This is a genomic window from Dactylosporangium maewongense (assembly GCF_039531485.1).
Classification (GTDB): domain Bacteria; phylum Actinomycetota; class Actinomycetes; order Mycobacteriales; family Micromonosporaceae; genus Dactylosporangium; species Dactylosporangium maewongense.
Map to the genome: position 1 here is coordinate 138,411 of NZ_BAAAQD010000010.1, position 13,570 is coordinate 151,980.

At 72.9% G+C, this 13,570-nt stretch carries 11 protein-coding genes; 3 read left to right on the forward strand and 8 right to left on the reverse strand.

Going from position 1 to position 13,570, the window contains the following annotated elements; all coding sequences use genetic code 11:
• Positions 1–551: 551 nt before the first annotated feature.
• Complete coding sequence (locus tag ABD332_RS25195; RefSeq protein WP_344504807.1) at positions 552–1,205, reverse strand: methyltransferase domain-containing protein; 654 nt, start codon at positions 1,203–1,205, stop codon at positions 552–554.
• Positions 1,206–1,419: 214 nt separating this feature from the next.
• Between ABD332_RS25195 and ABD332_RS25200 the strand changes: the two genes are divergently transcribed.
• Positions 1,420–3,288: a DUF6311 domain-containing protein gene (locus ABD332_RS25200; protein ID WP_344504563.1), complete on the forward strand. Its 1,869-nt coding sequence runs from the start codon at positions 1,420–1,422 to the stop codon at positions 3,286–3,288.
• Here ABD332_RS25200 and ABD332_RS25205 read toward each other — a convergent pair.
• From ABD332_RS25205 to ABD332_RS25215, 3 genes are all read right to left on the reverse strand, one after another.
• Complete coding sequence (locus tag ABD332_RS25205) at positions 3,285–4,640, reverse strand: condensation domain-containing protein (protein ID WP_344504564.1); 1,356 nt, start codon at positions 4,638–4,640, stop codon at positions 3,285–3,287. The genes ABD332_RS25200 and ABD332_RS25205 overlap by 4 nt on opposite strands.
• A 113-nt stretch (positions 4,641–4,753) precedes the next feature.
• On the reverse strand, positions 4,754–5,818 hold the full coding sequence (locus ABD332_RS25210; protein WP_344504565.1) for a hypothetical protein: 1,065 nt from the start codon (positions 5,816–5,818) through the stop codon (positions 4,754–4,756).
• Entirely contained in the window at positions 5,815–6,339 is a 525-nt protein-coding gene (locus tag ABD332_RS25215; protein WP_344504566.1) for an RNA polymerase sigma factor, read from the reverse strand. Before ABD332_RS25215 ends, ABD332_RS25210 begins: the two co-directional genes overlap by 4 nt.
• A gap of 85 nt (positions 6,340–6,424) precedes the next feature.
• Between ABD332_RS25215 and ABD332_RS25220 the strand changes: the two genes are divergently transcribed.
• Positions 6,425–7,798, forward strand: a complete 1,374-nt coding sequence (locus ABD332_RS25220; protein WP_344504567.1) for a hypothetical protein — start codon at positions 6,425–6,427, stop codon at positions 7,796–7,798.
• A complete protein-coding gene (locus ABD332_RS25225) occupies positions 7,795–8,754 on the forward strand; it encodes an ARPP-1 family domain-containing protein (RefSeq protein ID WP_344504568.1) in 960 nt (319 codons plus the stop codon). Before ABD332_RS25220 ends, ABD332_RS25225 begins: the two co-directional genes overlap by 4 nt.
• 314 nt (positions 8,755–9,068) lie before the next feature.
• Here ABD332_RS25225 and ABD332_RS25230 read toward each other — a convergent pair whose 3' ends face one another.
• The 4 genes from ABD332_RS25230 to ABD332_RS25245 form a co-directional block, all read right to left on the reverse strand.
• Positions 9,069–11,021: a hypothetical protein gene (locus ABD332_RS25230; RefSeq protein ID WP_344504569.1), complete on the reverse strand. Its 1,953-nt coding sequence runs from the start codon at positions 11,019–11,021 to the stop codon at positions 9,069–9,071.
• A gap of 84 nt (positions 11,022–11,105) precedes the next feature.
• Positions 11,106–11,528, reverse strand: a complete 423-nt coding sequence (locus ABD332_RS25235) for a helix-turn-helix domain-containing protein (protein WP_344504570.1) — start codon at positions 11,526–11,528, stop codon at positions 11,106–11,108.
• Between the two features lie 106 nt (positions 11,529–11,634).
• The gene (locus tag ABD332_RS25240) at positions 11,635–12,918 is read right to left on the reverse strand and encodes an MAB_1171c family putative transporter (RefSeq protein WP_344504571.1); all 1,284 of its coding nucleotides are present in this window, start codon (positions 12,916–12,918) and stop codon (positions 11,635–11,637) included.
• A complete protein-coding gene (locus ABD332_RS25245; protein WP_344504572.1) occupies positions 12,908–13,438 on the reverse strand; it encodes a hypothetical protein in 531 nt (176 codons plus the stop codon). The genes ABD332_RS25240 and ABD332_RS25245 overlap by 11 nt, the downstream gene beginning before the upstream one ends.
• Positions 13,439–13,570 lie beyond the last annotated feature (132 nt).

The following is a 13,570-nucleotide window of genomic DNA, read 5'->3' on the forward strand; positions in this document are numbered from 1 at the left end:
GTTGCGGCTGACGCTGGGGTGTGGGGGCCGCCGGGCTGAGGTTGGGGGTGTGTGGGTGGCTGAACTTTGGTTGCGGCTGAGGTTGGGGCGCTGGGCGGTGGTGCGAGAGCTGTGGATCGAGCGACTGGCCCGCTCTGGGGGAATTGGGCCGGCTGGGCGGGGGAAGCGGCGCAGGCTGGACGGCGGTGTGCGTCGCGTTGCGTGACGACCTGGCTGACGAGGGCTGCGTCCGGAGACCTCGCCGCGTCCGGCTGTCCGGCCGCGGCCTTGTCAGGGCAGTGTGCGGGTCGCCGGTGCCCGGGGGTTCTGATGGGCCTGCGGTCGGGTTTCTTTCGCCGGGGTTGCCGCGGTTTTGTGCACCATGTGAAGCCCGGGCTTGGAGCGCCGGGGGCGTGGTGGTTCCGGGTGGCGGCGCGAAAGTTTCCCGGCTGACGGTTGGCCGAACGGCGGGGCGTGGCGGTGGGGCAGGTGGACCTTACGGAGAGGTGCCTGACCGACACCGCCGGCGACGCTGGGTGGCTGGGGTCCGGGTGGTGGTGGCGGCGAAACTTTCAGGAGGGGCGGCGGGCGATCGCGATCACGGACTGGCCGAACGGTGGGGTGACGAAGCGTTCGGCGAAGCGGGTCATCGGGGCGACCGTCGAGTCGTAGAACTTGACCATCATGCCGGGGCCTGGCTTCTGGCGCAGGAGGCAGGTGGAGACGTAGTAGCCGATCAGGCCGAGCGAGTTGGCGTAGTGCAGCTTCTCGATCTCCAGGTCGGCGGCGAGCAGCACCTCACGCATGGTCTTCTTGGTGTACCGGCGGACGTGGCCGGTGGCGATGTCGGCGGGGCCCATCGCGAAGGGGAACGCCGGCACCACGATGATCACGTGGCCGCCGGGGCGGACCAGGGAGCGCATGGTGCGCAGGGCGCCCAGGTGGTCCTCGATGTGCTCCAGGACGTTGTACGACACGGCGGCGCTGTGCTCGGCGGTGATGTCGCTGGGCAGCATGAGCTCGCGGATCGACACCTCGCGGTTGGCCGAGAAGCGCTCCTTGAGCGCGAGCAGCCGGTCCGGGTCGGCCTCCGTGACCGTCATGCGCGGAGCGTGCTCCAGCCACTCCGCCGCATAGTCGCCCAGGCCCGCGCTGACCTCGATCGGGTCGTCGCCCAGGTACGGCGTCGCGAACGCGACGAACCACTTGCGGTGGTTCTTCGCCATCGCGAGGCCCTCGAGCACCTCGGACTGGATGAGCTGGTCACCGAGGATCTCCGAACTGCGATCCCGATCGCCTCCAGGCGGCACGGCGTTCTCCTCGGTAGCTCGGCGATCCAACGGTCTGATCATGTTATCCGGAATTGGCGTAGTTTATCGGCGTCGATGCCGGGAGGCCAGTGCGTGCGTCACGGGCCCCTGGACAGCTATGGTCTCACCCGTGAAAACCGGCGGAAAGAACGCGCTTGTCGTCGTGAGCTACGTGGTCTTCTCCGTCGTGCTCTTCCACCATCTGTGGGCGGCACCCCAGACCCGGATGCTGGCCGACAACAACCAGGACCAGGTCTTCTTCGAGTGGGTGCTCACGCACGCCGCGCGGCTGTTCACCCATGGTGACACCCCGTTCTTCACCGACCAGCTCAACGCCCCGCTGGGCGTGAACCTGATGGCCAACACGTCCATCCTGGGCCTCGCCCTCCCGCTCGCCCCGATCACGCTGCTGTTCGGGGCGCCGGTCACGTTCGCCGTCATCAGCACGATCGCGCCGGCCGGCACCGCCATCGCCTGGTTCTTCATGCTGCTGCGCTGCGGCGTGGTCCGGACCCGGACGGCAGCCTACCTGGGAGCGCTCTTCTGCGGCTTCGGCCCCGCGATGATCTCGCAGACGACCGGTCACCCCAACATCGCCGGCCAGTTCATGATCCCCCTGATCCTGTGGGCCGTGTTCCGGATGCGCGAGCCGGGCGACACGGTCCGCAAGGGTCTCGTGCTCGCCGCGCTCGTCGTGTACCAGTGCTTCATCAACGAAGAGGTCCTGTTCCTCGCGGCGTTCGCGTTGCTGGTGTTCCTGCTGGTGTTCCTGCGGCCCGGCGAGATGCTCCCGGCCGCGCGGGCGGCACTGCCGGCGCTCGGCGTCACCGCCCTCGTGGCGGGGGTCGTCATGGCGTACCCGCTCTGGCACCAGTTCACCGGCCCGCAGGCGTACCACGGGCTGCCCGACTTCGTGCACGGCTTCAGCGCCGACCTCTACGGGTTCTCGAACTTCAGCCGCCGCTCCATCCTCGGTGACATCCCGCGCATCGAGAAGCTCGGCGGCCCGACGGAGGAGAACACGTTCTTCGGCTGGCCGCTGCTGCTGCTCCTGCCCGCCGCCGCGGCCTCCCTCTGGCGGCACCGGGGTGCCCGGGCGCTGTTCGTCACCGCGGTCGTGTTCTCGCTGCTGTCGCTCGGCCCGATCGTGCGGTACAAGGGCGAGGAGACCACCTGGCACGGCCCGTGGCGCTACCTGGTCGACCTGCCGCTGTTCGACTCGGTGGTGCCGACCCGGGTCGCGCTCGTGGTGACCCCGCTCGTGGGCGTGCTGCTGGCGATCCTCGTCGACCGGTTCGTGGTGCCGCCGCCGGTCACCCGGCCGGAGCCGGTCGAGGAGGCCGCGTTCGCCTCGGAGGCGCCGGCCACTGACGCCGTCGCGGACACCGACGGCACGGACGAGGGCAAGGCCAGAGACAAGGCCGGAGACAAGGCCAGGGACACCTTCCAGGACGACGACGAGGAGCCGCTGCCGTACGCGGGCCGCTGGCTGTGGGCCGCCGCCCTCGCGATGGCGCTGCTGCCGCTCGTACCGACGCCGCAACCGACGAACGACCGGCCGCTGGCGCCCGTGTTCTTCAGCAGCGGCATGTGGCGCGAGCACGTGCCGGACCAGGCCACCGTCGTCGTCATCCCCGGCGGCTGGTGGGAGGGCCTCGACGCGATGCGCTGGGCCGTCGACTCGGACATCGACTTCAAGATCGCCGGCGGCTACTTCCTCGCCCCCGACCCGAACGACCCCGAGCACAAGGCCATGTTCGGCCCGACGTACCCGCCGACGTGGAGCCTGCTGGGCCAGGTCGGCAACGACGGCGTCGTGCCCCAGCTCGGCCCCGAGCACGTCGCCCAGGCCCGCACCGACCTCGCGTACTGGAAGGCGGACCGCATCATCCTCGCCGACAGCCACGGCAACAGCGACGCCGTGCGCCAGACCGCCGACCAGCTCTTCGGCCCCGGCGAGCACATCGCCGACGTGTGGGTCTGGAAGGTGCAGCACTAGGCGTCGAGCGCCCGGGTGTCGAGCGCCTGGGTGACGATCAGCTCCTCGATGCCGTAGAGGAACGTGGTCATGTCGTCGCGGGGCATGAGGGCGCTGTCGGCGGTCATGGCCAGCTCCAGCGCGCCGGGGGCGTCCTGGGCGTCCAGGGCGAACGACACGCCCCGGCGCGGCTCGTGCTCCACCGGCCAGGTGAGCGTGGTGCGGGTGAGGGCCTCGCGCAGCGGTGCCGGCGCGGGGGCGGCGAAGCCCAGCGCCGGCATCAGCCCCCGCTGGTCGTTGACGAAGCACGAGTGGTCGCAGGTGCTGTCGAGGGCGGCGACGTCACGGTCGAGGGCGAGCTTGTCGTAGTACGCATGGCGCTGCGCGGACATGGCGGCGCCGAACGTGCGGCGCACGAGGTCCGGGAACGCGACCCGGGTGCCGGTGAGGTGGAACAGTCCTTCCTGGGCGATCGTGGTGACCCCGTCCGCCATGCCCGGCAGGAACCGGTTGTTGACGACGACCTGGAAGACGGCCTCGTCGACGCCGGTGATGCGGGTGGCGGAGGCGGCGGCCGCGGCGAGGACGACCGAGGCGGGGGTGACGGACAGGTCGGCCGCGACCCGGTCCAGCGCCAGGCCGAGCGCGGGGGAGTTGAGCACCGCGTTCGGGAACGTGGCCGCCGGCGCGGTGCCGGCCCGGGCCGGGAACATGCTCGCCGGGCCGCTGCCGAGCTTCGACAGCCACGAGCGGCGGGCGGCCGCGTCGCGCCGGCGGCCCCGGTCGGAGGTCTGGAACGCCGCCTCCTCGAGTGGCTGCAGCAGGTCCCGTCGCGGCAGCGTCCCGTGTACGAGCGTCGCGAAGTCCGCGAGGAGGTTGCGCAGACCCCATCCGTCGGAGGCGGTGTGCGACAGGAAGAACACGACGTAGCGGATACCGCCGCCGGCGTGGACGACGCCGACCCGCAGCGGCCACTCCCGGGTCGCGTCGAACGGGACGGCGAGCAGCTCGTCGCGCAGCGCGTACGCGGCCTCGGTGACCGCCTCCCCGGCGGCGAACCGGGTCACGAGCGGGATGCCGCCCGAGGCGTGCACGACCTGGTCGAGGCGGCCGTCGTGGGCCGAGCGCAGCCGCGTCCGCAGCGACTCGTGCAGCAGCACCAGCGACCGCACCGCGGCCTCGACGCGGTCGGCGGGGACCGGCGACGGGAGCGGCATGCCGCCGGAGACGTTGTACCGGGCGGCGTCGGTGCCGAGGTTGCGCACCACGTCCCAGATCGCCTGCTGCCCCCACGTGGCCGGCCCCGACCCGGCCCGCCCGCCGCTGAACGTGACCTCCGACCGCCGGTCCGCCTGGATCTCCACCACTGCCATGCCGCACTCCCACCGTGTAGCCCGCCGAATACCCGAGTGTTGTGCACCGCGGCGGCCGTGTCGACGGCGCCGCGAAGCTGTATATGCAGGGGTCCGTACGGTTCCCGGGCCGCTCACAGGCAGTACGTGCGGACCTTGACGACCGGCAGCCCCAGCGGGCCGGCGACGCTCGTGGCGTCCTGCTCGGTGGCGAAGTACACGACCGTGTAGGAGGTCGCCGGCAGGCCGCCGAGCGCCGCCGCGGACCCCACGTCGCAGCCGGTCGGCACGACCGAGGCGCGATACCCGAGCCGGCCGAGGTCGCCGGCCTTCTCGGTGACCGGTCCGCCCTCGACGCCGGCGACCACCGCCCATGCCTCGCCCCCGTTCACCGGCTTCGTGGCCCGCACCGTCGACGCCGGCGGGGCGCAGGTCGCCTTGTACGGGCACATCCGGCCGACGAGTTCCTGGGTCAGGAGCGTCTCCCACCTGTCGGCGCCGAGGCCGTCGAGCACGGCGATCGCGGTGCCGACCCGGACCACCACGAACCTGTACGGCTCCCCGGTGTGCTCACCGGCGCCGTCGCGCGGCAGCGCCACGGTGACGGTCAGCGCCTCGGCGCCGAGCGGCGGACTCGCCACGGGCTGCAGCACCTCCGCGTCCCCGAAGCCGCTGCACTGCCGCATCCGCGGGCGGAGGTCCCGCATGACGGCCTTGGCGGCGTCCTCGTCCGCGTACACGTACAGGGACTGGGTGGCCTGGACCCGCTGCGCCTCCTTCCCGAAGAACAGCGCGAGGGACCGGCGGGCGGCCGGCGCGCCGAAGCAGCCCACGTTGTAGTCGTGGTTGTCGATGGCCTGCTCGGCGCCCGCGTTGCCCGTGTCGCCCGTGTCGCCCAGGCCGCCCGCCTCGCCCACCAGGAAGCCCGGCGGGACGCGTTCGGGGCGGTTGCCGGTCGGGGTCGGCGCCGCCGGTACCGACGCCGAAACCGCAGGCAGGATCGGCGCGGCCTGCCGGTCGGGGTCGTGCAGGACCGACCACCCGCCGGTGAGGACCGCGAGGACGGTCAGTCCGGCGACCACCACGCGCCCCGCGCGGCGGCGCCGCCCCAGGGTGGCGATCCGAGCCGCCGGCGGCGCGACCGCGGCCGCGTCGACGTGCTGCCGGAGCTTCGAGAACGCGTCGTCGACGCCGGTCATGGTTGCCTCACATCCTGCGGGTCGGCGGCCGGGTCGGCGGCTGGGTCGGCAACGGTCAGCATCGCGGCGAGCGCCTGCCGGCCGCGGGCCAGGCGCGCCTTCACCGTGTTCTCCGGTGCGCCCTCCATCCGGGCGATCTCCGCGACCGCGAACCCGCCGAGGTGGTACAGCACGAGGGCGCGGCGCTGCGGCTCGGGCAGCCGGCGCAGCGCGGCCACGAGGTCCAGCGTCGCCGGGTCCGGCTCGGGCACCGGCGCCGGCGGGCCGTGCCGGGTCCAGCCCGCGAACGCGGTCCGGGCCCGCCGCCACCTGCTGATGACGAGGTTGTGCCCGACCCGGCCGATCCAGGCCCGCGGGTCGTCGTACGCGCTGATCCGCCGCCACCGCGACCAGGCCCGCACGTACACCTCCTGCGCCACGTCCTGCGCCTCGCCGAGGTCGCCCGTGTACGCGACGAGCTGCGCGACGAGCCCCCGGTAGGTGTCCCGGTAGAACTCCGCGAACGTGTCGGCGTCTGCCATGCCCAGGAACACGCCGCCGGCGGGCGCCCGGTTGCATACGGAAAAGCATTCGTTCCAGTGATTTTCCGCGTGCCACCGTACGGGCATGAACGACTTCGTGCGGCACCTCCAGCGGCACGACACGGCGCTGCGGGTCCCGCGCGCCGGAGCCGTGCTGTTCGACGACGAGGCGGTGCACGCCTCGGCGTACCTCGCCGACCCGCAGCGGTACGCGCTGACCGCCCTCACCCCGGGGATCCTCGCCCCGCAGCGGGCCCGTCTGCTGCTGCAGCTGCTCCTCGCCTCCCGGGCCGGGCTCGGCGACGCCGTCCGCGACACCCTCGCCCGGGTGACCCGCGTGCTGGCGCTCGGGCTGGCACCCGCCGACGTGCTGACCGTGCTGCTCGCCGTCCGGCGCCGCCGCGCCAACCACAAGCACGTCACCCGGACCGCGCTCACCGTGCTGCTCGAGCACCCGCGGGCCGCCGAGATCGTGGCCGCGCGGCGGGCCGTCGTCCAGGACTGCTTCGAGCACGCCCTCGGCCGCGGCACCGCCCGTGCCGTGCTCGACGCGGTGCGCCGTGGCTCCGCGCCGCGGCACCGCCTGCTGCGGTCCGTGCCGTCCGCCGGTGCCGTCGCGTCGCTGGTGCCGCTGGTGTACGAGCACCGCGCCGGCACTTCGCTCGTGCCGCTCCCGGCGACGGGTGGCGGTCTCGACCTGCGCACGGAGCGGCCGGCGACCGTGACCGCCACCAACCGGGGCGACCTGGCGGCGACGCTCGTACACCTGCTGCGCGGCGGGCCGAGCGACGACCTACGGCCGGCGGTCGAGCGCTACACCGACGCGGCCGTCGCCGGGCTGCCGCGCTACGAGGGCACGGTCGCGCTGGTGCTGGACGACTCGGCGTCGATGCGCGGGTACGGGGAGCGCGAGTGGGCCGTGGCGTCGCAGGTCGCCGCGCTGCGGCTGGTCCTGCAGCGGGTCTGCGCGCGGCTCGTGGTGGTGCCGGTCGGCGGTTCCTCGTCGGGCTTCTCGTCCGGCCTTTCGTCGGGCGTCTCGGCCGGCGTCTCGTCGGGCTTTTTGTCGGGCGGGTTCGGTGGGGCTACCGATCTTGCCGCCGGGGTGCTGGACGCGTTGTCCGGTGTGGATGCGCCGGACGTCGTCGTGGTCGCCTCCGACGGGTACGAGAACGTGTACCCGGGCGACCTGGCGTGGGTCACCGCGGCGCTGCCGGGTGCGGGGGTGCGCACGCCGGTCGTGTTCTGCCAGGCCACGTACGGCCCCGCCGACGACCTGACGCTGCGCCGGCCCGCACCCGCACTGCCGCAGCTGCCGTTCTGGCACACCGATGACCTGGCGCCGCTCGTACTGTGGCTGCTGTCCCATGTGGACGGTGCCGCCGCGGACCGGTGGATCGTCGCGGAGCTGCGCCGCCGTCTGTCGGTCTTCGAGTCTGTCGTGGAAGGAGGCTCGTCGTGAACCTGCCAGTCCCGGCCGGGGTGGACACCGCCGGCTACCGGCTCGGCCCGCCGCAGCGGGCGGGCGCGCTGACCATGGTGCCGGTCTTCGGGCCGTCCTACCCGGGCATCGCACCGCCGCGCAGCGGGTTGAAGCTCAGCCGGGTCGTCACGTACGGCCAGGTCGAGCTGACCAACCCGTCGGCTTCCGGGGTGGCCGTCGTGCCGCTGCACGTCGGCTACATCCAGGACGCGGCGCAGAACCACGCCCTGTGCCGGTCGGCGTTCATCGCGGCCGGGCAGACGCTGCGCTTCGACGACGCGTGCTGCGTGCAGGAGAGCCAGGGCGGCTACCTGTCCGAGCGCGACCAGTGGTTCTTCATCCTGCCGGTCGAGCTGCGCGCGGCGGCGCTGGGGCTGCGGGGGACCAACCAGTACAGCAAGCTGTGGGGCGACATCGCGCGGTTCAACGGCCGGTACGGCCTGCCCGCCCGCGGCCACCTCGAGCAGGTGCTGACCCGCAGGCGTGCGGTGCTCACCCAGTACCAGAGCCGCCTGGAGCTGCTGGACGGCCAGCTCGGCGCCCTCTTCTTCGTCGGCGACACCCTCGCCGGCGTGGAGATCGCGCCGGACCCCGTCTACTTCGCGGAGGTCTGGATGGCGCTGGTCTGCTTCGCCTACGGCCCGGCCGCGTGGTTCGCCTCCGCCGCTGTTGCCGCTGCCGCTGGTCCTGGTGCCGCTTGCGAGGCCGGCTCGCTGGACGACATCCGGGCCGCCCTGCACCGGCGCCGGCAGTCCGTGGCGGACGAGGTGAGCGAGTGGCTGTCGCGCGCCGCATGGCAACCGGACTCGGTCGTCGAGGACGAGCGCTACCTCGACCTGCGTCTGTCCACTGTGTCCGGCCCAGCCGCCGCCGGCCAGGTCGTGACGGACGGCTCCCGTCTCGTGTACGCGTCCCTGTTCGCCACGGCCCTGTAATTCGGTTGGCGCCACGCCGCGGATCCGGTTGAATCACAGGTGTTGCGGGACTGCGCCAGGCCTCGCCGACAGGCCCCCCGATTCCAAGTCGGGGCACAAGTCGCTTAGAGAGCGGCCTATTTATGTCGGCACGGCGCTGGCCACACGCACCGCACCGCCTCCCAGGCGCCACTCCCGGACCTCCGGGGGTGGCGCCTTCCGGCTTCCCCCACCCCACGACTTCTGCCGCCTGTGCAACGGCCCGGAGCTGCGTAGTGGCTGCTCCGGGCCGGTGGTTGGAACTTCGGGTCGGGCGTGGGGCCGACCGCAGGGTCCTAGCGGGTGGCGTCCGACTGGTCGCGGGCGTCGCGCTGGGTGGGGACCGGGTGGTCCGAGGAGTGGCGGGCGTAGCCGTTGCCGGCGGTGGGGCGGTCGGCGTCCTGGGCCTCGTGTGCGGCGGACCTCGGCTCGAACAGGCTGCGTGGCCTGGTCTCGCCGCGGCCGTTGGGGGCGAGCGGGGCGTGCTCACCGGAGCGGCTGTCGCCGTCGGTGTCGCTCCCGGCGCCGTTGCCGTTTAGGCCGCCGTTGCCGTTGACGCCGTTGGGGGTGCCGAGCGACGCGTGCTCGCCGGATGCGCTGTCGTCGGCCGGGTCGGCGTCGTCGGCTTCGGTGTCCTGAGACGCGGGGTCGGCGCCGTTCGTGGGGATTCCGGCGAGCGGGCGGCCGGCGAGGGGGTGGCCGGTGCCGGTGATGGGCTGGCCGGTGAGCGGGTGGACCGCGACGGGCTGGCCGGTCAGCGGGTTCACGGCGACCGGCTGGGTCGCCGGCTGGCCGGCCACGGGCTGTGGCTGACCGGAAGGCTGACCGGAAGGCTGACCGGAGGCGGGCTGCGGCGCGGACCCGGCCGACGGCTGGCCGCCGCCCGGCTCCTGCTCGGCCAGGCGCTGCTGCTCGGCGAGGCGCTGCTGGTCGGCGGCGCGTTCCGCGGGGGTGCGGACCGGGATCTTCGTGTACTCGCCGGTCTCGCCACCCGCGGCGGCGGCCATGACGGCGGCCGCGGCCAGGTCGGCGACCCGCTTCGCCTCACGCTGGACGCGGGCGCGGACCTCCTTGGCGTGCCGCTCCGCGCCCTCGGCGGCCGAGCGGGCCTCCTCGAGGCGGGCCATCTCCTCGGCCAGGTCCTGGCGGGTCTCCTTCAGGCGCTGCTGGAACTGCTGGACCTCACGCTCGGTGGTCGCACCCTCGCGGCGGGTCTGGGCGAGGCGCTGCTGGTTGGACTCGAGCTCGGCCTGCAGCTGGGACAGCGCCTGCCGGCGGGCCTGGATCTCGCGCTGGACGGTGGCGAGCTGGTGCTGGGCGGCGGTGTTCTGCTCGTCGCCGCGGCGGCGCAGCTCGGTGACGTGCTGCTCGGCCTCGGCCTTGACGGCGGCGCACTGCTCGTCGACGCCGGCCCGCTGGCGCACCAGCTCCTCCTCGACCGTCTCGCGGTGGTCGGCGATCTCCTTCTCGGTCGTCTCGCGGTGGTCGGCGATCTCCTTCTCGGCCTGCGCCTTCCACTGGGCCAGCTCCTGCTGGGTCTGCTTGCGGGCGGCCTCGATCTCCTGCTGGATCTTGAGGTGGGCCGCCTCCAGGAGGGCCTTCGCCTGGGCCTGGGTGTGCTTGATCTGGGCGGCGCTCTGCTCGTTGATCCTGGCGGCCTCCTGCTCGGCGCGCTGCTGCGCGGCCTCACTGTTGGCCCGGAGCCGCTCGGCGACCTCACGGATCTCGGCGAGCTCGGCCTGCGCGGCCGCGCGGCGCTCCTCGTACGCCTGCTGCTCCTCGGTGCGGCGCTGCGCCAGCTCGTCCTCGAGGTCCTGCAGGGTCTTCGCGGCCAGCTCACGGGCGTCGGCGAGGACCTTCTCGGCCTCGGCCTGGTGCTTCGTGGCCCGCTCCTGGGTGGTGCTGGTGATCTGGTTGGCCTGCTTCTCGGCGAGCGCGAGGATGTCGTCGACCATCGGCCCGAGGTGCCGGAACGAGGCCTTGTCGACCTGCGCCGGCCGGTCCCTGACCTCGTTCAGCTCCTGCTGGAGCTGCTGGCGCTGTGCCTGCATCGACCGCAGCCGGGTGTCGAGGTCCTGCCGGTCGGCGTCGATCCGCCGGCGCTCCTGCGCGAGCTGGGCCAGCTCGCGGTCCCGCTTTGCGAGGTACTGGTCGACCTGTCCCTGGTCATACCCGCGAAGCGCGACCTTGAAGGCCGGCCGCGCGCCGGAATCCTCGCGAGCCGTCGCCAGCTCTCCGCCCTGGGACATGTGCCAACCCTCCATACCATCGCGAGCGCGATCCGCCGCCACGCTACCGTCGCCTGCCCTCGGGCCAACACCCCGCCCGGCGTGTCAGTTTCGCACCACATCGGCGGGCGGAGGATCGTCCGGAAGGCCCTCGATCCTGCGCGCGTGCTCGATCATGCCGTGGATCGCCTCGAGGGTCGGCCCCGACAGCCCGGCCGCGCGCAGCGCCATGGTGCGCACCGCGTTGTCCCGCAGCGCGGCGAGCAGCTCCAGCTGCTCGTCGATGCGCCGCGCGGCCTCGTCGTCGAGGAAGTATGCGGCGTTGACCCCGAAGAACTCGGCGAGTGCCTCGAGGTGCCGTTTGGTCGGGTTGTCCCGTGCTCCTTTGCGCAGTTGCCAGATGTACGTGTGGGAGATCATCACTCCGCGTGCCCGGATGGCGGCGGCGACCTCCTCGTAGCTGTACTCGCCGCGACCCGGCGGGTGGACCGTGCTGAAGAGACGGTCGAGCTTCTCCGCGAGGGTCACATGGCCTCCTGGGACGTAGACGCTTGACAATCGCACCCCTGCGATGGAAATCTCCATCATAAGCTCAGATTTATGGACGATGTCGCCCCATAAACTGAAGTTGACGTCATCCTTCCGGGTGGGACGGATCGTGGCCGGCGAAGGCAACGGGGGTGGCCACGACGCCCTGCGCGGCCGCGACGCGGTACCGCCGCGAGAGGCCGAGCAGCGCCCGGACTTCGGCGTCGACATCGGGCCCGCCGGCCGACTGGGAGGCGTTCGGCGGGCCGGGGGCCTGCCCTGCGGTGTGCACCGGAGCATGCACAGGTGCCGGCCCCTGAGCTGGTGCCGGGCCGCTGCCGGGGGGCAAGCCCGGCGCCACCGCACCGTCACCGGCCGTCACGGATCCGCCGGAGTCATCCATGGAACCGCGGGAGCGCAGGACCGCGGCCCGCAGGGCGGTGGCGTCGGCGTCGGTGTCGCCCGCGCGGCCGGTGAGGAGCCACTGGGCGTCACGGATCTCGATGATCCGGCGGTACAGGCGAAGCTCGACGCTGCGAAGAGCGACCAACTCGCCGAGGCGGCCGGGTGGGTCGCCGAGCACGACACCGGGCGCGGCGGTCGCCAGGTCCCGCCACAGCGGGCGCAGTCGCTGCAGGGCCACGTAGCGTGACGTCCAGCGCCGCAGGCCGCCCATCGCGGGCAGGGCGGCGCCGGTGCCGAAGAACAGCAGCATCATGGCCAGCAGCATGCGGGAGACGCTCTGCGCGGCGGGATGGTCGAGGGCGCGGCTGCCGGCGGCGTGGCTGATCTGGTAGATGACGCGGTTCGCCATGAACAGCAGCCCGACCACGGCGCCGGCGCTGAGCAGCCACATCCCGATCCGCAGCCGCCACGGCGCGGCACCCCGGCCGGCGGGGCGGAAGAGGACCAGCGCGCAGATCAGCCCGACGGTCAGCCCGAGCTGCGTCAGCGTGGCGTACGCGGTGACCAGCGGCGTCCCGGCCTGCTCGTAGACGAAGTCGTAGCGCTCGGGGCGGCGCGGGGCGAGCAGGAACAGCACGGTCATCGCCACGGCCGTCACGCTCAGCAGCACGTACGCGGCGCGGCGGAGCTTGGCGAAGCGGGCCGGGTCCGGGGACAGCAGCCCGACGAGGTGGACCATGCCGGCGGACGCGGCGACGGTCGCGAGGTTCTTCAACGGCACCGAGATGTCCGGCACGTGCAGCACGGTGTCGGTCGCGTACGAGATCTCCCGCCGGTTGAACGTGAACGACACCGTCGCCAGCAGCACGACGAGCCGGATGGCCTTGCCCCGCGGGGTCTGCGGCGTCGCGAACCGCCAGATCGTGAACGCCCAGAACGTGGTCAGGACCAGGATCTCGACGAAGTCGACGGCGTCACCGGCCACGGCGCTCGACCAGGAACGGCTCGGCGAGGGCGTCGTACAGGTTGCCCAGGGCGGGGTCGGCGGGCGGCCGGGCGGCGGCCGTGGTGGCGGCCCGCTCGTTGAGCATCGTGGCGATCATCTCCGCGACCTGTTCCTGTGGCGCGCTGTACGACGAGCGGTGCAGCACCCTGGCGACGGTCGCCGGGTCCAGGTCGGGCAGCAGCAGCGCGGTCACGTCATCGGGCTCCGGCTCGGGCGCGACGTGGTCGCACAGGATGTGGCCGATCTCGTGCAGGATGATGTGCTGCTGGTGCAGCCAGCCGGCGCCGGCCGCGTAGAAGACGTGGTCGGCCTTGTCGGTCGCCAGCCACAGCCCGCACGCGGTGCCGTCGACACCCGCGGCTGGCAGCTGGTGCAGGTGCAGGTCGCGCCCGCGCGCGGCGGCCACCGACGCGCAGAACGCCCGCAGGTCGAACGGGTCCGGGACGTCGAGCCCGGCCAGCATCCGCTTGACCTGTTTCTCCAGCGTTCGCAGCCGCATCCACGCTCCAGCCGACCATCGGTGCTCATTCGGGTCTCACCATAGGCCCCCGGTCGGACCGGCAGGTGGCTCCGGCGTCCGACGTCACTTTCATTTGTTCACCTCTATTGACAGCGTTCGAGGAGTCGTCGT